Raw genomic sequence first — 20,130 nt, forward strand, 5'->3', positions numbered from 1 at the left:
GCTTTATTTATGCGAAAGATGTTTATTAAGGGATTGAGTATCAATGGATTTGAGCGAAAATGTTCTCGACTTCCGAAATGGTTTCAGCTCGTGAGACAGCTGAGCGAATTTTGGCAGCACCTGATGTACCGCGAAGGTAATAAGGTGCTAGGCCACGAAATTCACGAACAGCGATTTTTTCTCCCTTAAGATCTACCAAACGTCGAAGATGATCTTGGGCAATTTCTAACATTTTAGCGAATGGCAGATTATCTAAAATTTCTCCTGTTTCAAAATAATGATTGATTTGAGTGAAAATATAAGGATTGCTTCTGGCGGCTCGACCAATCATCACAGCATCTGCGCCGACTTGGTCAATCATAAATTGAGCGTCCTCAACGCTACGAATATCCCCATTGGCAATAAAAGGAACTTTTGTAATGGCTTTAGCGACTTTAGCGAGGGTTTCATGGTCGCATGAGCCAGTATACATTTGCTCTCGGGTACGACCGTGCATGGCAAGAGCAGCAACACCAGCTGATTCTGCAGCCAAGGCATTTTCAACAGCTAGGGAGGCATCAGACCAGCCAGTACGCATTTTTACGGTTAAAGGAATGTTCAAAACAGACTTAACACTTGAAATGACGGAGTAGATTTTTTCAGGATCTTTGAGCCACATCGCACCAGCTTCATTTTTTACAATTTTATTAACTGGGCAGCCCATATTGATATCCACAAGGTCAGTCTTTGTATTAGCTTGAATAAATTCAGCTGCGCGTGCTAGACTATCACCATCACTGCCAAAAAGCTGAATAGAAACAGGATGTTCTCCTTCATCAATATGAAGCATGTGGAGCGTTTTTTCATTATTGTATTGGATGCCTTTATCGGATACCATTTCCATCACGACAAGTCCAGCTCCAAATTCTTTAGCGATAGTTCGAAAAGCGGAATTTGTCACTCCTGCCATTGGTGCTAAGACGGTGCGATGAGGAATTTCTACATTGTCAATCATAAATGAGCTATTAAGCTTTGTCATTAATCATCTCCTCTAAATCACTTTCCTTAAATTGGTATTTTTTACCACAAAATTGGCAGACAATTTCTGCTCCGTGGTCTTCTTCTTTCATTTCTTTAAGATCAGATTTACTCAGTGTCATAAGAGCTGCTTCAAAACGTTGACGTGAGCAATCACAGGTAAACTGTAAGTCTTCCTCAGCTAAAACTTTATAGTCCTCTTCACCATAGATAGCTTTCAAGAGAGCTTCGATGTGATCCTCTGACTCTAGCAGAGTTGAAATAGCAGGTATTTCCTGAATGCGTTTTTCATAACGAGTAATTTCTTCCTCAGAAGCCTCTGGAAGGACTTGTAGCATAAAGCCACCGGCTACTTTGACCTTATCCTTTTCATCTAAGAGCACATTGAGCCCAACAGCAGATGGTGTTTGTTCACTTTCAGTTAGATAGTAAGCCAAATCTTCACCGATTTCACCTGAAACAAGTGGCGTTGATGAAGTATAAGGGTTGCCAGTTCCATAGTCAGTGATGACCACAAACTGTCCATTTCCCATAAAAGGTCCCACGATAACTTCACCGCTAGCTGTTTTTTTGACATCAACGCCGGCATTTTGAATGTAGCCTTTTACATTTCCTTTGGTATCAGCAACCGAAATAATATGACCAAAAGAAGAGTCACCGATAACTTTGACAGTAACCTTGCTGTCTCCCTTTTGATTAGCTGCTAGAATTTGATTGGCAATGAGTGTACGTCCTAGAGCGACAGTTGAACTTGAGAGGGATTGATGTTCTTCTTGAGCAGTTCTGACCGTTTCGGTGCTATCGAGTACATAAGCACGGAAAGATCCCGATTTTGCTATTGACTTAATAAGTTTATCCATATCCATTATTCTAACATAAATTATCAAAGAAGTAATAATAAGGAAACTTGGTAAATACATTCTTTAGTTATTGTCAAAAAGTGTTTCACTCAATTTCAATAAATGTTAGTTAACTAAAAGACTTGTTATTAATATCAAAATTTTTCTTAATACTTTAAGTTTAAGGTATAAATATGAAAAGCCAAGAGGTTCATCAGTGTATTTTCGGAGGCAGTGCTAGAGTGTTGCGAAAGGGGACTAAAAAGGCGTGGTTTAGGGGAAGAGAGGTATATAAAGGAAATAAAACAGAAAAAAAGCGAGAAAAGCTATTGACAAAGGGGGGGAAGAGCTGGTAGAATAAAGAAGTTGTCTCAGAAAGAGGCAGAGCCCTTTGAAAACTGAACAAGAAGACGAACCAACCAAAGTGCAGGGTGACATAAAGAAATGTGACCTGTCAAAGAACGAAACATAAATCTGTCAGTGGACAGTAATGAGAAAGAACTCAAACGATTAAATGAGAGTTTGATCCTGGCTCAGGACGAACGCTGGCGGCGTGCCTAATACATGCAAGTGGGACGCAAGGGAACACACTGTGCTTGCACACCGTGTTTTCTTGAGTCGCGAACGGGTGAGTAACGCGTAGGTAACCTGCCTATTAGCGGGGGATAACTATTGGAAACGATAGCTAATACCGCATAATATTAATTATTGCATGATAATTGATTGAAAGATGCAAGCGCATCACTAGTAGATGGACCTGCGTTGTATTAGCTAGTTGGTAAGGTAAGAGCTTACCAAGGCGACGATACATAGCCGACCTGAGAGGGTGATCGGCCACACTGGGACTGAGACACGGCCCAGACTCCTACGGGAGGCAGCAGTAGGGAATCTTCGGCAATGGACGAAAGTCTGACCGAGCAACGCCGCGTGAGTGAAGAAGGTTTTCGGATCGTAAAGCTCTGTTGTAAGTCAAGAACGTGTGTGAGAGTGGAAAGTTCACACAGTGACGGTAGCTTACCAGAAAGGGACGGCTAACTACGTGCCAGCAGCCGCGGTAATACGTAGGTCCCGAGCGTTGTCCGGATTTATTGGGCGTAAAGGGAGCGCAGGCGGTCAGGAAAGTCTGGAGTAAAAGGCTATGGCTCAACCATAGTGTGCTCTGGAAACTGTCTGACTTGAGTGCAGAAGGGGAGAGTGGAATTCCATGTGTAGCGGTGAAATGCGTAGATATATGGAGGAACACCAGTGGCGAAAGCGGCTCTCTGGTCTGTCACTGACGCTGAGGCTCGAAAGCGTGGGTAGCGAACAGGATTAGATACCCTGGTAGTCCACGCCGTAAACGATGAGTGCTAGGTGTTAGGCCCTTTCCGGGGCTTAGTGCCGGAGCTAACGCAATAAGCACTCCGCCTGGGGAGTACGACCGCAAGGTTGAAACTCAAAGGAATTGACGGGGGCCCGCACAAGCGGTGGAGCATGTGGTTTAATTCGAAGCAACGCGAAGAACCTTACCAGGTCTTGACATCCCGATGCTATTCTTAGAGATAGGAAGTTACTTCGGTACATCGGAGACAGGTGGTGCATGGTTGTCGTCAGCTCGTGTCGTGAGATGTTGGGTTAAGTCCCGCAACGAGCGCAACCCTTATTGTTAGTTGCCATCATTAAGTTGGGCACTCTAGCGAGACTGCCGGTAATAAACCGGAGGAAGGTGGGGATGACGTCAAATCATCATGCCCCTTATGACCTGGGCTACACACGTGCTACAATGGTCGGTACAACGAGTTGCGAGCCGGTGACGGCAAGCTAATCTCTGAAAGCCGATCTCAGTTCGGATTGGAGGCTGCAACTCGCCTCCATGAAGTCGGAATCGCTAGTAATCGCGGATCAGCACGCCGCGGTGAATACGTTCCCGGGCCTTGTACACACCGCCCGTCACACCACGAGAGTTTGTAACACCCGAAGTCGGTGAGGTAACCTTTTAGGGGCCAGCCGCCTAAGGTGGGATGGATGATTGGGGTGAAGTCGTAACAAGGTAGCCGTATCGGAAGGTGCGGCTGGATCACCTCCTTTCTAAGGAAAAACGCAAAGCACATTAGGGGGAACTTCTTGTTTAGTTTTGAGAGGGTAAGTGGGGCCTTAGCTCAGCTGGGAGAGCGCCTGCTTTGCACGCAGGAGGTCAGCGGTTCGATCCCGCTAGGCTCCATTAAAACAGGATACTAACAGACGGTTCGCTTGCGAATACTTCTGTAGAAGATTATCTATTTTTCTAAGAAGTCAGTCTGGAGTTCAACTTCATATCTTGTTTAAGACAAGGAAGTCTATAAAATCCACTTAGGATATGTTAAGTATCCTAGAGATGGTTCATTGACAATTGAATAGCTAGTAAAAGCCCTATAGCGCAGCTATAGGGAAACAAAAAAGAAACCGAGACGCTGAAAAGCCAGAGAAACGAGAAATAAGGTTAAGTTAATAAGGGCGCACGGTGGATGCCTAGGCACTAGGAGCCGATGAAGGACGTGACGAACGACGACATGCTTTGGGGAGCTGTAAGTAAGCCTTGATCCAGAGATATCCGAATGGGGGAACCCAACAGGTAATGCCTGTTATCCATAACTGTTAAGGTTATGAGAAGGAAGACGCAGTGAACTGAAACATCTCAGTAGCTGCAGGAAGAGAAAGCAAGAGCGATTGCCTCAGTAGCGGCGAGCGAAGAGGCAGGAGGGCAAACCAGAGTGTTTACACTCTGGGGTTGTAGGACTGCGATAAAGCAGCCAAGGGAATAGAAGAAGACTCTGGGAAGAGTCGCCAGAGAGAGTAAGAGCCTCGTATTTGAAATTCACTTGATGCCAAGCAGGATCCTGAGTACGGCGGGACACGAGGAATCCCGTCGGAATCTGGGAGGCCCATCTCCCAACCCTAAATACTCCCTAGTGACCGATAGTGAACCAGTACCGTGAGGGAAAGGTGAAAAGCACCCCGGAAGGGGAGTGAAAGAGAACCTGAAACCGTGTGCTTACAAGAAGTTCGAGCCCGTTAATGGGTGAGAGCGTGCCTTTTGTAGAATGAACCGGCGAGTTACGTTTACGTGCGAGGTTAAGTTGAAGAGACGGAGCCGTAGGGAAACCGAGTCTGAAAAGGGCGGTTAAGTACGTAGATGTAGACCCGAAACCAAGTGACCTACCCATGAGCAGGTTGAAGGTGCGGTAAAACGCACTGGAGGACCGAACCAGGACACGTTGAAAAGTGTTTGGATGACTTGTGGGTAGCGGAGAAATTCCAAACGAACTTGGAGATAGCTGGTTCTCTCCGAAATAGCTTTAGGGCTAGCGTCGGTCGCGAGACTCTTGGAGGTAGAGCACTGTTTGATTGAGGGGTCCATCCCGGATTACCAATCTCAGATAAACTCCGAATGCCAACGAGTTAAGACCGGCAGTCAGACTGCGAGTGCTAAGATCCGTAGTCGAAAGGGAAACAGCCCAGACCACCAGCTAAGGTCCCCAAATAATTGTTAAGTGGAAAAGGATGTGGGGTTGCACAGACAACTAGGATGTTAGCTTAGAAGCAGCTATTCATTCAAAGAGTGCGTAATAGCTCACTAGTCGAGTGACCCTGCGCCGAAAATGTACCGGGGCTGAAACAATTTACCGAAGCTGTGGATCCCTTAGGGGATGGTAGGAGAGCGTTCTATGTGCGCAGAAGGTGTACCGCAAGGAGCGCTGGAGTGCATAGAAGTGAGAATGCCGGTATGAGTAGCGTAAGACAGGTGAGAATCCTGTCCACCGTAAGACTAAGGATTCCAGGGGAAGGCTCGTCCGCCCTGGGTTAGTCGGGACCTAAGGAGAGACCGATAGGTGTATCCGATGGGCAACAGGTTGATATTCCTGTACTAGAGTATTGAGTGAAGGAGGGACGCAGCAGGCTAACTAGAGCGTGCGATTGGAAGAGCACGTCCAAGCAGTGAGGTGAGGACTGAGTCAAATGCTTAGTTCTGCGCCACCAAGCTGTGACGGGGAGCGAAGTTTAGTAGCGAAGCTAGTGATGTCACTCTGCCAAGAAAAGCTTCTAGCGTTAATGAATACTCTACCCGTACCGCAAACCGACACAGGTAGTCGAGGCGAGTAGCCTCAGGTGAGCGAGCGAACTCTCGTTAAGGAACTCGGCAAAATGGCCCCGTAACTTCGGGAGAAGGGGCGCTGGCGATAAGTCAGCCGCAGTGAAAAGGCCCAAGCAACTGTTTATCAAAAACACAGCTCTCTGCGAAATCGCAAGATGAAGTATAGGGGGTGACGCCTGCCCGGTGCTGGAAGGTTAAGAGGAGCGCTTAGACGTTTGTCGAAGGTGTGAATTGAAGCCCCAGTAAACGGCGGCCGTAACTATAACGGTCCTAAGGTAGCGAAATTCCTTGTCGGGTAAGTTCCGACCCGCACGAAAGGCGTAATGATTTGGGCACTGTCTCAACGAGAGACTCGGTGAAATTTTAGTACCTGTGAAGATGCAGGTTACCCGCGACAGGACGGAAAGACCCCATGGAGCTTTACTGCAGTTTGATATTGCGTATCTGTTACACATGTACAGGATAGGTAGGAGCCAAGGAAGAGTGAACGCTAGTTTACTTGGAGGCGATGTTGGGATACTACCCTTGTGTGATGGCTACTCTAACCCGGTAGGTTGATCATCTACGGAGACAGTGTCTGACGGGCAGTTTGACTGGGGCGGTCGCCTCCTAAAGTGTAACGGAGGCGCCCAAAGGTTCCCTCAGACTGGTTGGAAATCAGTCGCAGAGTGTAAAGGTATAAGGGAGCTTGACTGCGAGACAGACAAGTCGAGCAGGGACGAAAGTCGGGCTTAGTGATCCGGTGGTACCGTATGGAAGGGCCATCGCTCAACGGATAAAAGCTACCCTGGGGATAACAGGCTTATCTCCCCCAAGAGTTCACATCGACGGGGAGGTTTGGCACCTCGATGTCGGCTCGTCGCATCCTGGGGCTGTAGTCGGTCCCAAGGGTTGGGCTGTTCGCCCATTAAAGCGGCACGCGAGCTGGGTTCAGAACGTCGTGAGACAGTTCGGTCCCTATCCGTCGCGGGCGAAGGAAATTTGAGAGGATCTGCTCCTAGTACGAGAGGACCAGAGTGGACTTACCGCTGGTGTACCAGTTGTTCTGCCAAGAGCATCGCTGGGTAGCTAAGTAGGGAGGGGATAAACGCTGAAAGCATCTAAGTGTGAAGCCCCCCTCAAGATGAGATTTCCCATAACGTTCAGTTAGTAAGAGCCCTGAGAGAAGAACAGGTAGATAGGTTGGGAGTGGAAGCGTTGTGAGACGTGAAGCGGACCAATACTAATCGCTCGAGGACTTATCCAAAAATAAGTGACTAAGGGCGTAAAATCCGCCTGAAAAATAGGAAATGGGTGCAGTGTTTGATGGACACCAGACCATTTCTCTTTTTTCCAAGGATTTAGCCCGAGTACCATTTTTTAAAGAAAGCAGGCGCAGCGTCGGTTTCAGTGGCTAGCTATTCAATCGTGAGTGAGCGATCACGCTTGTTAAGTGATGATAGCCTAGGGGAGACACCTGTACCCATGCCGAACACAGCAGTTAAGCCCTAGCACGCCTGAAGTAGTTGGGGGTTGCCCCCTGTGAGATAGGGTCGTCGCTTGGCAAAATTCCGGCATAGCTCAGTTGGTAGTAGCGCATGACTGTTAATCATGATGTCGTAGGTTCGAGTCCTACTGCCGGAGTTTATATATTCATAAATAATGAAGCATCTTTACCTAGGTGCTTTTTTAGTTTTGTCAATTGTATTGAGTTGAATCGGGTAGCATATAAAGAGAATGGGCTAATGGTTTCTCCTTAAACTATTAGAATGATTGTTTAATAGTGCAGACGGTTTTGAGATTTGTTATATTTAATAAGTTAATGTATCGTCCAAATTGGTTAAGTACATGGAGGTAAAAATATGATTGTATGCGCGGCGATTAGTTTTTGTTTCTTGTGAACTTTGATTTGTTGATATTGTTCTCGAATTGGGCGTGTTCGACATACCCTGCTTTATCTTGAATTTTGATCCTCTTAATTTTCAATCTGTGAATTGAATGTTTCAGGGAATTTGTCCAATTTCAAATAATGAGAACCGTGTGGATCTACTTATCAAAATTTTTTGCGTAAAATAAAGGATCTGCTTAAGTGTTTTATTAGTTTGTAATGCGAGGTGATGTTTTGTTTAAAAAGAAACTGTTTAATCTGTTAGTCAGAGGTTGTAAATAAAACAGCCAGTTAAGATGGGACATTTATGTCCTGTTCTTAAAGTCTTTTTCGTTTTATAATAATTTTATTATAAAAGGAGGTCATCGTAATAGATGGAAGAAGATTTTGAAATTGTTTTTAATAAGGTTAAGCCAATTGTATGGAAATTAAGCCGTTATTACTTTATTAAAATGTGGACTCGTGAAGATTGGCAACAAGAGGGAATGTTGATTTTGCACCAATTATTAAGGGAACATCCAGAATTAGAAGAGGATGATACAAAATTGTATATCTATTTTAAGACACGTTTTTCTAATTACATTAAAGATGTTTTGCGTCAGCAAGAAAGTCAGAAACGTCGTTTTAATAGAATGTCTTATGAAGAAGTCGGTGAGATTGAACACTGTTTGTCAAGTGGCGGTATGCAATTGGATGAATATATTTTATTTCGTGATAGTTTGCTTGCATATAAACAAGGTCTGAGTACTGAAAAGCAAGAGCTGTTTGAGCGCTTGGTAGCAGGAGAGCACTTTTTGGGAAGGCAAAGTATGCTGAAAGATTTACGTAAAAAATTAAGTGATTTTAAGGAAAAATAGTTAAAAAGGGAAAGAATGGAACATGTGATTGTACCATTCTTTTTGGTTGAAAATTAAGAAAAGTTATTATAAATTATTGGTTTAACATGCCATATTATCAAACTTTTTGATATAATGTGTTTAACAGTTTTCAGGGAAGGCATATTATGGAAATTATTGAAAAAGCTCCGGCTAAAATCAATCTTGGTCTTGATATTGCTGGAAAATATCAAGATGGTTTTCACGAATTGTCAATGATTATGGCCAGTGTTGATTTAAATGATTATTTGACTATTACAGAAATTGCTGAGGATAAGATAGTTGTAGAATCAAATAATTGCAAATTACCTTTAAACCGAAAAAATGATGTTTATAAAGCTGCTCATCTTCTAAAGAGGAGATACCATATCTCAACGGGGCTCAAAATATCTCTTCAAAAAAAGATACCTATATGTGCTGGTTTAGGCGGCGGGTCCAATGATGCTGCTGCAACTTTACGTGCTCTCAATTGTTTGTGGAAACTCAATTTATCACCAAAAGAACTAATTGATGTTGGTTTTGAAATTGGAAGTGATGTTCCTTATTGCATTGAAGCAGGCTGTGCTTTAATTTCAGGTAAAGGTGAAATTGTAGAACCTTTAGCGACTACTTTGTCAACTTGGGTGGTTTTGGTCAAACCTGATTTTGGAATTTCAACGAAAACAATCTTTAAAGAAATTGATATGGCAACAATTTCTCGAGTTGATATTCCTGCTCTAAAAGAGGCACTTTTAGCAAATTCTTATGAGGATGCCTTACAATTTATGGGGAATTCTCTTGAAGATATTACTATTGCTAAAAAACCTTTTATTCAAAAAATAAAAGGCCGTATGATAAAATGTGGTGCGGATATTGCTTTGATGACGGGAAGTGGACCAACCGTTTTTGCTCTCTGTCGAACGGAAAAACGAGCGGATCGTGTTGTTAATAGCATGAAAGGTTTTTGTAAGGAAGTTTATAAAGTTAGAATGTTATAGAATTTGATATCATTTATTAAAGCTTACTGTTGTGAAAACTTTGAAATCTTACCTTATCGTTGCTTTAAAATTTTTTCGAATGAACGTCATGATTTGCGGTTTTTTCAAAATGAATTTTTTCACTCCCCTGTTTTTAAGGTAAGGGTAAAAAATTATTCACTGTTTGAAGTAGGCAGTTCATTCCACAAAGTTACTTAGAATGTGGTTAATTTTGGCAACCTTATTGTTATCTCAAATGGCCTGGGAGAGTTTTTAAACTATTATTTTCCTAAACAAGAATAGCGACTGGAAAGTTTACTGTAATATTTAATGCAGAAGTATCTAGGAACTTATGCAGGAGTAAGATTAGCATAATGGCTTATATCTCTTACCCTTCAAACACTGTATTTTGAATCATCTGATTTAAAAAGAGACCAAGGTAGTTGCAATCAAGCTTTGATTCGCACTGCTGCTAAGGCGACTATCTAAATAATAGAACGTTCAAAAAGAAATGGACTGGTTGGAATTAAAAGAAGTTCTGTTTATGAACATGATTAACCGTATGAGTAGAGTCAATTTTAATTGATTCTTTTTTTTTTTTATGTTAAGATTAGAGGATAAATAATTAACTGGTTAATTAAAAGGAGGGATATTTATGACTTTAGGACAGCAAATTGATGCTTTAATCAACCAGATTATCTTAAAAGCTGAAAATCATCATGAACTGTTAATTGGCTCCTGTCAAAGTGATGTTAAATTGACTAATACTCAAGAGCATATTCTCATGTTATTATCACAGGAAAAAAGTCTAACTAATTCTGATTTGGCTAAAGAGTTAAATATTAGTCAAGCTGCTGTGACAAAAGCCGTGAAATCTCTTGTTGGGCAAGAAATGTTAGAATTAATAAAGGATGGAACAGATGCTAGGGTTACTTATTTTCGTCTAACGAAATTGGCGGAACCAGTTGCCAAAGAGCATGAACATCATCATGTTGCAACTTTATCTGTTTATGATCGTATATCACAAAAATTTTCTCAGAAGGAAAAGTCTGTGATTAGTCGCTTTTTAACGGCTTTAACTAAGGAATTAGAAGAGGAATAATTGTGAGATACATTACTGTTGAAAATCTGTCTTATCAGTATGATGCAGAACCTGTTTTGGAAGGAATTAACTATCATTTAGATAGTGGCGAATTTGTAACTTTGACTGGGGAAAACGGAGCTGCAAAGTCAACTTTGATTAAAGCAACTTTGGGTATTCTTAAGCCTAAAATTGGCTCTGTTATTTTTTCTAAAAAAAATGTATCCGGAAAACCATTACGTTTAGCTTATTTGCCCCAGCAAATTGCCAGTTTTAACGCAGGTTTTCCTAGTACGGTCTATGAATTTGTGAAATCAGGACGTTATCCAAGAAATGGTTGGTTTAGAAGACTGACAAAGCATGATGATGAGCATATAAAAGTTAGTCTAGAGTCGGTTGGTATGTGGGAAAATTGCCAAAAACCTATCGGAAGTCTTTCTGGCGGACAAAAACAGCGTGCGGTTATTGCTAGAATGTTTGCTAGTGACCCTGATATTTTTGTCTTGGATGAGCCGACAACGGGAATGGATACAGGAACAACAGAGACCTTTTATAAACTCATGCATCATAGTGCTCATGAGCATGATAAAGCGGTTTTGATGATTACACATGATCCAGAAGAGGTTAAAGCATACGCAGACCGTAATATCCATTTAGTCAGAAATCAAAATCTCCCATGGCGTTGTTTTAATGTTCATGAAAAAGACAGAGAGGAAGAAAATAATGTTAAATAGCATTTTAGCTTATGACTTTATGCAACGTGCTTTATTGGCTGTTGTTGCAATCAGTTTTTTTGCACCAATTTTAGGATTATTTTTGATTTTACGTCGTCAGAGTTTAATGAGTGATACCTTGAGTCATGTCTCTTTAGCAGGTGTTGCTTTTGGTGTAGTATTAGGAATTTCTCCCACTTGGACAACTCTTGTAGTCGTCACGTTAGCAGCTGTTATACTTGAATATTTACGGACTGTTTATCGTCATTATATGGAAATTGCGACTGCTATTTTGATGTCACTAGGACTAGCTATATCTTTAATTGTTATGAGCAAAGCTAGGAATACTAGCAATGTCAGTCTTGAACAATATCTTTTTGGTTCTATTATCACCATCAGTCCTGAACAAGTTATTGCCTTATTTATAATTGCGATTATTGTTCTTATTTTGACAATTTGTTTTATCAGACCAATGTATATTTTGACTTTTGATGAAGATACTGCTTTTGTGGATGGTTTGCCAGTTCGTTTAATGTCTGTTTTATTCAATATTGTGACAGGAATTGCTATTTCCCTTACAATTCCGGCAGCAGGAGCTCTTTTAGTATCAACTATTATGGTTTTGCCAGCAAGTATTGCGATGAAATTGGGAAAAAGTTTCAAAACAGTTATTGTTTTAGGGATTCTAATTGGTTTTATTGGCATGGTTTCTGGAATTATTATTTCTTATTTGGCAGAAACACCTGCCAGTGCTACAATTACTTTGATTTTTATTACAATTTTCGTTTTTATTGGATTGATGGATCGATTGGTGAAAGATTGATTGGAAAAATAAAAAAGCTGAGGCTGGGGAAAAGACAGTTTCTAGTCGAAATTAAGTAACTAGTAACAAAAGAAAAAGCTTAAAATCAAGGTTTTTTGTAACTTAGTTTTAAGCCTTTTTACTATTTTTGGATTTTTTCAAGCTTACTCTTACTTTTAATAAGTTAAGACAAAATATTTTTTCTTACCACGACGAATAACTGTGAGTTCATTGTCAATTTTATCTTGTTGAGATAAGTTATAAGTTAAATCTTGGATACGTTCCCCATTAATATAAATAGCCCCGTTTTGAAGATCTTCACGCGCCTGACGTTTAGAATTCACGATGCCAGCCGTCACTAATAATTCAACGATATTGTGATTGTCATTGGACTTAACAGCATAATTTGGAACGTTACTAAGTCCTTGTTTAAGTTCTTTTGCAGAGAGGCTCTTGATATGACCTGCAAAAAGTTGTTCGGTAATTTTGACAGCTTCTTGATAGGCTGTTTGCCCGTGAACAAAAGTTACAACTTCTTTTGCCAATATTTTTTGAGCTAAACGTTCGTGAGGTGCTGCTTCAAATTTGACTCGGATGTCTTCGATTTCATCTAGAGATAGGAAAGTAAAAATCTTGAGGAAGCGAATGGCATCAGCATCCATGACATTAAGCCAAAATTGATACATTTCGTAAGGAGATGTTTTATCAGCATCAAGCCAGACAGCATTTCCTTCAGACTTACCAAATTTTTTACCAGTTGCATCTGTGATTAATGGGACAGTAATGACATGGGCTGTTTTATTAGCTTTTCGACGAATTAATTCAGTTCCTGCAGTCATATTTCCCCATTGGTCAGACCCTCCGACTTGAAGTGTAACAGCATGTTCTTGATTAAGGACGTAAAAATCATACCCCTGCATAATCTGGTAAGCGAACTCGGTGTATGAAATACCTGTTTCAATCCGTTTTTTGACAGATTCTTTACTCATCATGTAATTAACAGTAAAGTATTTACCGACATCACGAAGAAAGTCAATAAAAGTTATCTTTCCCATCCAGTCATAGTTATTGACCATCTGAGCCTTGTTATCACCGTGTTTAAAATCAATGAAACGTTCTAATTGATTACGAATGCTTTGTACCCAATTTTCCACTGTTTCTTTAGTCTGTAGACTGCGTTCATCATCTTTAAAAGAGGGATCGCCAATGAGGCCTGTTGCACCGCCCACAAGAGCATAAGGTTTATGTCCAGCCAATTGTAAATGCCTCATAACAAGGATAGGTACGAGATGCCCCAAATGGAGGCTATCTGCTGTTGGATCATAACCTGTGTAAAAAGAAACTTGTCCGTCATCTAATGATTTTTTAAGGGCTTCTTCATCAGTGGTTTGAAAGACTAAGCCACGTGCTTTGAGTTCTTCAAAAATAGTCATAGAGTTCTCCATATTCTTATAACGTTACAGGACATTATATCAAAAACACTGGTAGCTATGCAAGCTCTTAGAGGAAGGTTAAGAAGTTTATTATCTTATTACGAGAAGAAAAGAAACAATATACTAAAAAATTATAAATTTGATATAATGTAAACTGAGGTATTGTTATGTCCCTGCTAAATAAGATAAAAACTAAATTTAAAAGAAATATTAAAAAACCACATTTTAAAAAAATTGATGTAACAAAATTTAATCTTAAAATTTTAAAACGGGCAGATTATCTGGACGTTGCTTCTGTTTTTTTACGAACTTTTAAGTTACTATCTGATTTTGCTTATATTCTTATCCTTTTGATTGCTTTTATGGGAATCGGTATGGGTTTTGGCTATTTGGCAAGCCAAGTTGAGAGTGTTAAAATTCCAAGTAAGGTTAATCTGGTCAATCAAGTTAGTACTTTTACTAGGATTTCTAAAATGACTTACTCAGATAAGTCTATTATTTCAACAATTGATACCGATCTGTTAAGAACACCTATTGAGAGCCGAAATATTTCAGATAATGTAAAAAAAGCTGTCATTGCAACAGAAGATGAAAATTTTAAAACACATAAAGGTGTAGTGCCTAAGGCGGTTTTTCGAGCCACTCTTGCTTCTGTTTTGGGCTTAGGTGAGAATAGCGGCGGTTCTACTTTGACACAGCAATTACTGAAGCAGCAAGTTTTGGGAGACGATCCAACTTTTAAGCGTAAAACCAAGGAAATTATTTATGCTCTTGCCCTTGAACGTTATATTGGTAAGGACAGTATCTTAACCAACTATCTTAATGTATCTCCTTTTGGGCGAAATAACAGGGGGCAAAATATTGCTGGTATTGAAGAAGCTGCTAAAGGGATTTTTGGTGTTGCTGCTAAAGATTTGACAATCCCCCAAGCAGCCTTTTTAGCGGGATTGCCACAGAGTCCAATTACATATTCACCTTATACAGCAGATGGTAAGTTTAAAACTAAGAAGGATATGGAATATGGTTTAAAACGCTCTCAAAATGTTCTTTACAATATGTATCGTACGGGCGTTCTTTCTAAGGTAGACTATGAGAGTTATAAAAAATACGATCTTAGAAAAGATTTTAAGAGACCTCAAGCATCCCAAACAGATTCTCATGATTACTTATACTATTCTGTTTTTGAAGAAGCACAGAAAATTATGTATGATTATTTAATCAAACGGGACCATGTTTCTTCGCAGGATTTGAAAAATGATAAAACCAAGACAGCTTACAAGGAAAAAGCTCTACGTGAGATACGTTTAGGTGGCTATACGATTGCTACAACGATTAATAAGATGGTTTATAATGCTATGCAGATGGCAGTAGCTCAGCATGGTGCTTCTCTTGATGATGGAACGGGAAATGTTGAAGTTGGTAATGTTCTTATGGATAATTCGACAGGAGCTATTCTTGGTTTTGTCGGTGGCCGTGATTATAAGAGTAATCAGAATAATCACGCCTTTGATACTGCCAGATCTCCTGGTTCCAGTATTAAGCCTTTATTAGCTTACGGTCCTGCTATTGATCAAGGCTTAATGGGAAGTTCAAGTATGCTTTCCAATTATCCAACAACCTTTTCTAGTGGTCAAAAGATTATGCACGCTGGCGATGAAGGTACGGCCATGGTAAATCTGCAAGAAGCGCTGGATGTTTCTTGGAATATCCCAGCTTATTGGACCTATCAGATGTTGTTGCAAAAAGGTGTTGATGTTCCGGACTATATGGAAAAAATGGGCTATAATATCCCTGAGTACTCTATTGAGAGTCTGCCCTTGGGGGGCGGTGTTGAGACAACAGTAGCTCAACAGACCAATGGTTATCAAACGATTGCTAATGGTGGTGTTTATCAAAAGCAGTACATGATTGATAAAATTACAGATAGCAAGGGGAAAGTCATTTATCAGCATGAGCCTAAACCAGTTCGTGTCTATTCGCAAGCCACTGCCAGCATTTTGAATGATTTGCTTAAAGGACCAATTAGTTCAGGTAAAACAACGACTTTCAAGGATAAATTGAAGGGTCTCAATTCAGATCTTGCAGGAGCTGAATGGACTGGAAAGACAGGAACAACAGATGACTATACAGATGTTTGGTTAATCTTGTCTACTCCTAAAACAACACTTGGTGGTTGGGCTGGCCATGATAACAATGCTTCGTTAGACAAGATGTCAGGTTATAATAACAATGCCCAGTATATGGCATATCTAGTTAATGCCATTAATCAGGCGGATCCAAATATTTTAGGAACAAATCAGCGTTTTAGCCTAGATCCGAGTGTTATCAAAGCAGATGTCTTAAAATCAACCGGTCTCAAACCAGCTACTGTTAATGTCAATGGTAAGAATATTTCTCTTAGTGGTGAGACGACAACCAGCTATTGGGCGAAAAACGGTCCCGGAGATACCGTCTATAAGTTTGCTATAGGCGGTTCAGATAGTGATTATCAAAAAGCTTGGGCCAGCATTGGAGGTAAGTAGAAATATTGACAAATCAGTCAATATAATGTATAATTTATTATTATTTGTCGTTTGCTTTGGTTGAAATATTGTCCAAACAAAGCTCACAGCAGTTAAATCAAGCTTTAATGAAGTCCGATTTAGCTGCTCTTTTTATGCTTAATTTTAGAAAAAAAGACAAATGTAATCTATATTTAAAGATTCTAAAAATTATACATAAAAGACAAATTGTTAATGTACCGATCTGCTTGGCAGATCTAGAAAGAAGAAGGAGCTAAAACTTGGCAGGACATGAAGTTCAGTACGGGAAACATCGTACGCGTCGTAGTTTTTCAAGAATCAAAGAGGTTCTTGATTTACCAAATTTGATTGAAATCCAAACGGACTCTTTTAAAGATTTCTTGGATACAGGTCTGAAGGAAGTTTTTGAAGATGTGCTTCCAATTTCCAATTTCACAGACACTATGGAATTAGAGTTTGTGGGTTATGAGTTGAAAGAGCCTAAGTATACATTGGAAGAAGCACGTGCTCATGATGCACATTATTCTGCCCCCATCTTTGTTACTTTCCGTCTCATCAATAAAGAAACTGGTGAAATTAAGACACAAGAAGTATTTTTTGGTGATTTTCCCTTGATGACTGAAATGGGTACTTTTATTATTAATGGTGCTGAACGTATTATCGTTTCTCAGTTGGTACGTTCACCAGGTGTTTATTTTAATGATAAAGTGGATAAAAATGGGAAAATTGGCTATGGTTCAACTGTTATCCCTAACCGCGGTGCTTGGCTTGAGCTTGAAACGGACTCTAAGGATATTGCTTATACTCGTATTGATCGTACTCGTAAAATTCCTTTTACGACGCTGGTTCGTGCACTCGGTTTTTCCGGGGATGATGAGATTATTGATATTTTTGGTGATAGCGAATTGGTTCGTAATACCATTGAAAAAGATATCCATAAAAATCCTAATGACTCTCGTACAGATGAAGCTCTCAAGGAAATTTATGAACGTCTTCGTCCGGGTGAACCTAAGACGGCAGATTCTTCACGCAGTCTTCTGATTGCACGTTTCTTTGATGCGCGCCGTTATGATTTAGCAGCTGTTGGCCGCTATAAGATTAATAAGAAGTTAAACGTCAAAACGCGTCTTTTGAATCAAGTCATTGCTGAAAACTTAGTAGATCCTGAAACAGGCGAAATTCTTGTTGAAGCTGGGACTGAAATGACACGCAGTGTAATTGATTCGATTGCAGATTATCTTGATGGAGATCTCAATAAAATTGTTTATACGCCAAATGAATACGCTGTTTTGACAGAACCTGTTGTTCTTCAAAAATTCAAAGTTATGGCTCCAAATGATCCAGACCGCACGGTTACTGTTATTGGTAATGCCAGTCCAGATGACAAAGTACGTCACTTGACACCAGCCGATATTTTAGCTGAAATGTCTTATTTCCTTAACTTGGCTGAGGGTCTAGGTAAAGTTGATGATATTGACCATTTAGGCAACCGACGTATTCGTGCTGTTGGTGAATTGCTAGCTAATCAATTTCGTATTGGTTTGGCACGTATGGAACGCAATGTTCGTGAACGCATGTCCGTTCAAGATAATGAAGTCTTAACGCCACAACAGATTATTAACATTCGCCCTGTAACAGCGGCAATTAAAGAGTTTTTTGGTTCTTCTCAATTGTCACAGTTCATGGACCAACACAATCCACTGTCTGAATTGTCTCATAAACGCCGTTTGTCAGCTTTAGGTCCTGGTGGTTTAACACGCGACCGTGCTGGTTATGAAGTCCGTGATGTGCACTATACGCATTATGGTCGTATGTGTCCAATTGAAACGCCTGAAGGACCAAATATTGGATTGATTAATAACTTGTCTTCCTATGGTCATCTTAATAAATATGGATTTATCCAAACACCATACCGTAAAGTTGACCGTGAGACAGGTAAAGTAACCAATGAAATCGAATGGCTTACTGCTGATGAAGAAGATGAATTCACTGTAGCTCAGGCTAACTCAAAACTCAATGAAGATGGAAGCTTTGCTGAAGAAATCGTCATGGGACGTCATCAAGGGAATAACCAAGAGTTTCCAGCAAGTTCTGTTGAATATATGGATGTTTCTCCTAAGCAGGTAGTTGCGGTAGCGACAGCATGTATTCCTTTCCTTGAAAATGATGACTCCAACCGTGCCCTTATGGGAGCTAACATGCAGCGCCAAGCTGTGCCATTGATTGATCCTAAAGCACCTTTTGTTGGAACTGGTATGGAATATCAAGCAGCCCATGATTCTGGAGCCGCTATTATCGCTCAACATAATGGGAAAGTGGTTTATTCCGATGCAGATAAGATTGAAGTTCGCCGTGAAGATGGCTCACTAGATGTTTATCATGTTACCAAATTCCGTCGTTCTAACTCTGGAACTGCCTACAATCAACGTACTCTTGTTAGGGTAGGCGATAGTGTTGAGAAGGGGGACTTTATTGCAGATGGTCCTTCTATGGAAAAGGGTGAGATGGCTCTTGGACAAAATCCAGTGGTTGCTTACATGACTTGGGAGGGTTACAACTTTGAAGATGCTGTTATCATGAGCGAGCGTCTTGTCAAGGATGATGTTTATACTTCTGTCCATTTAGAAGAATTTGAATCTGAAACTCGTGATACAAAGCTTGGACCTGAAGAAATTACGCGTGAAATCCCAAATGTTGGTGAAGATGCCCTGAAAGACCTTGATGAAATGGGAATTATTCGCATTGGTGCTGAGGTTAAAGAAGGTGATATTCTAGTTGGTAAAGTGACTCCTAAAGGAGAAAAAGATCTTTCTGCAGAAGAACGCCTCTTGCATGCCATTTTTGGTGACAAATCACGTGAAGTTCGTGATACTTCTCTTCGTGTACCTCATGGTGGCGACGGTGTTGTTTGTGATGTGAAAATCTTTACACGTGCTAATGGAGATGAACTTCAATCAGGTGTTAACATGCTGGTTCGTGTTTATATCGCTCAAAAACGTAAAATCAAGGTCGGAGATAAGATGGCCGGACGTCATGGTAACAAGGGTGTCGTTTCCCGTATTGTACCAGTGGAAGATATGCCATATCTTCCAGATGGAACACCTGTTGATATCATGCTTAATCCACTTGGGGTGCCATCACGGATGAACATTGGGCAAGTTATGGAACTCCATCTTGGTATGGCTGCTCGTAATTTGGGCATTCATATTGCAACGCCTGTCTTTGACGGAGCAACTTCTGATGATCTTTGGGAAACAGTAAAAGAAGCCGGTATGGATTCTGATGCTAAAACTGTTCTTTATGATGGTCGCACAGGGGAGCCGTTTGATAATCGTGTATCAGTTGGTGTTATGTATATGATTAAACTTCACCACATGGTTGATGATAAATTGCATGCACGTTCAGTTGGCCCTTATTCAACGATTACTCAACAGCCGCTTGGTGGTAAGGCTCAATTTGGTGGTCAACGTTTCGGAGAAATGGAAGTTTGGGCTTTGGAAGCTTATGGTGCCTCAAACGTTCTTCAAGAAATTTTAACTTATAAGTCAGATGATGTCACCGGTCGTCTTAAAGCCTATGAAGCTATTACAAAAGGTAAGCCAATTCCAAAACCAGGGGTACCAGAATCATTCCGTGTACTTGTGAAAGAACTGCAATCACTTGGACTTGATATGCGCGTTCTTGATAAAGATGATAAAGAAGTAGATCTTCGTGATCTTGATGAAGGCGAAGATGATGATGTTATGCATGTTGATGATCTTGAAAAGGCGCGTGAAAAACAAGCACTTGAAGCTGCTGAATTTGCAAATAGTGATGAGAAATAAGTGATTTAGTAACTTAGTTTATCTTTTATGATTGGTACACCTTAACTATCGTTTGATACTGATGGAAAAAGTCTTATTTTCGTTATTGAC

At 40.6% G+C, this 20,130-nt stretch carries 10 protein-coding genes, 2 tRNA genes and 3 rRNA genes; 12 read left to right on the forward strand and 3 right to left on the reverse strand.

Features of this window, described 5'->3' with window-relative positions; all coding sequences use genetic code 11:
* Positions 1-40 precede the first annotated feature (40 nt).
* The gene (gene dusB, locus FNL60_RS01135; RefSeq protein ID WP_002265105.1) at positions 41-1,018 is read right to left on the reverse strand and encodes a tRNA dihydrouridine synthase DusB; all 978 of its coding nucleotides are present in this window, start codon (positions 1,016-1,018) and stop codon (positions 41-43) included.
* Positions 1,005-1,877 (reverse strand): Hsp33 family molecular chaperone HslO, encoded by an 873-nt coding sequence (gene hslO / locus FNL60_RS01140; RefSeq protein WP_002280398.1) that lies wholly within the window; start codon positions 1,875-1,877, stop codon positions 1,005-1,007. Before hslO ends, dusB begins: the two co-directional genes overlap by 14 nt.
* A 489-nt stretch (positions 1,878-2,366) precedes the next feature.
* On the opposite strand from hslO, the gene FNL60_RS01150 reads away from it, so the two are divergent.
* The 10 genes from FNL60_RS01150 (at position 2,367) to FNL60_RS01195 (ending at position 12,282) form a co-directional block, all read left to right on the forward strand.
* Positions 2,367-3,923, forward strand: a 16S ribosomal RNA gene (locus FNL60_RS01150).
* 60 nt (positions 3,924-3,983) lie between these two features.
* A tRNA-Ala gene (locus tag FNL60_RS01155) sits at positions 3,984-4,056 on the forward strand.
* Positions 4,057-4,312: 256 nt separating this feature from the next.
* Positions 4,313-7,213 (forward strand): 23S ribosomal RNA (locus FNL60_RS01160).
* Between the two features lie 182 nt (positions 7,214-7,395).
* Positions 7,396-7,511: ribosomal RNA gene (gene rrf, locus FNL60_RS01165) — 5S ribosomal RNA — on the forward strand.
* The 16S, 23S and 5S rRNA genes sit together here with 2 tRNA genes alongside, the layout of an rRNA operon.
* Positions 7,512-7,516: 5 nt before the next feature.
* Positions 7,517-7,590 (forward strand) — tRNA-Asn (locus FNL60_RS01170).
* 618 nt (positions 7,591-8,208) lie between these two features.
* Positions 8,209-8,691 carry a sigma-70 RNA polymerase sigma factor region 4 domain-containing protein gene (locus FNL60_RS01175; RefSeq protein WP_002263585.1) on the forward strand — a complete coding sequence of 161 codons (483 nt, stop codon included), beginning with the start codon at positions 8,209-8,211 and terminating at the stop codon, positions 8,689-8,691.
* Positions 8,692-8,837: 146 nt separating this feature from the next.
* Positions 8,838-9,686 (forward strand): 4-(cytidine 5'-diphospho)-2-C-methyl-D-erythritol kinase, encoded by an 849-nt coding sequence (gene ispE / locus FNL60_RS01180; RefSeq protein ID WP_002280409.1) that lies wholly within the window; start codon positions 8,838-8,840, stop codon positions 9,684-9,686.
* A gap of 634 nt (positions 9,687-10,320) precedes the next feature.
* Positions 10,321-10,767: a zinc-dependent MarR family transcriptional regulator gene (locus FNL60_RS01185; protein WP_002263427.1), complete on the forward strand. Its 447-nt coding sequence runs from the start codon at positions 10,321-10,323 to the stop codon at positions 10,765-10,767.
* A gap of 2 nt (positions 10,768-10,769) precedes the next feature.
* Entirely contained in the window at positions 10,770-11,480 is a 711-nt protein-coding gene (locus tag FNL60_RS01190) for a metal ABC transporter ATP-binding protein (protein ID WP_002263428.1), read from the forward strand.
* The gene (locus FNL60_RS01195; RefSeq protein ID WP_002263429.1) at positions 11,470-12,282 is read left to right on the forward strand and encodes a metal ABC transporter permease; all 813 of its coding nucleotides are present in this window, start codon (positions 11,470-11,472) and stop codon (positions 12,280-12,282) included. The genes FNL60_RS01190 and FNL60_RS01195 overlap by 11 nt, the downstream gene beginning before the upstream one ends.
* Positions 12,283-12,437: 155 nt before the next feature.
* On the opposite strand, the gene tyrS is transcribed toward FNL60_RS01195, so the two are convergent.
* On the reverse strand, positions 12,438-13,694 hold the full coding sequence (gene tyrS / locus FNL60_RS01200) for a tyrosine--tRNA ligase (RefSeq protein ID WP_002268328.1): 1,257 nt from the start codon (positions 13,692-13,694) through the stop codon (positions 12,438-12,440).
* Between the two features lie 167 nt (positions 13,695-13,861).
* Here tyrS and pbp1b point away from each other — a divergent pair, with 167 nt between their 5' ends.
* Positions 13,862-16,216, forward strand: coding sequence for a penicillin-binding protein PBP1B (gene pbp1b, locus FNL60_RS01205; RefSeq protein ID WP_002280320.1), 2,355 nt, complete (start codon positions 13,862-13,864; stop codon positions 16,214-16,216).
* Between the two features lie 260 nt (positions 16,217-16,476).
* Complete coding sequence (rpoB, locus tag FNL60_RS01210; protein ID WP_002263432.1) at positions 16,477-20,040, forward strand: DNA-directed RNA polymerase subunit beta; 3,564 nt, start codon at positions 16,477-16,479, stop codon at positions 20,038-20,040.
* Positions 20,041-20,130: the final 90 nt, after the last annotated feature.

Origin of the sequence: Streptococcus mutans (genome assembly GCF_006739205.1) — a bacterium.
GTDB lineage: Bacteria > Bacillota > Bacilli > Lactobacillales > Streptococcaceae > Streptococcus > Streptococcus mutans.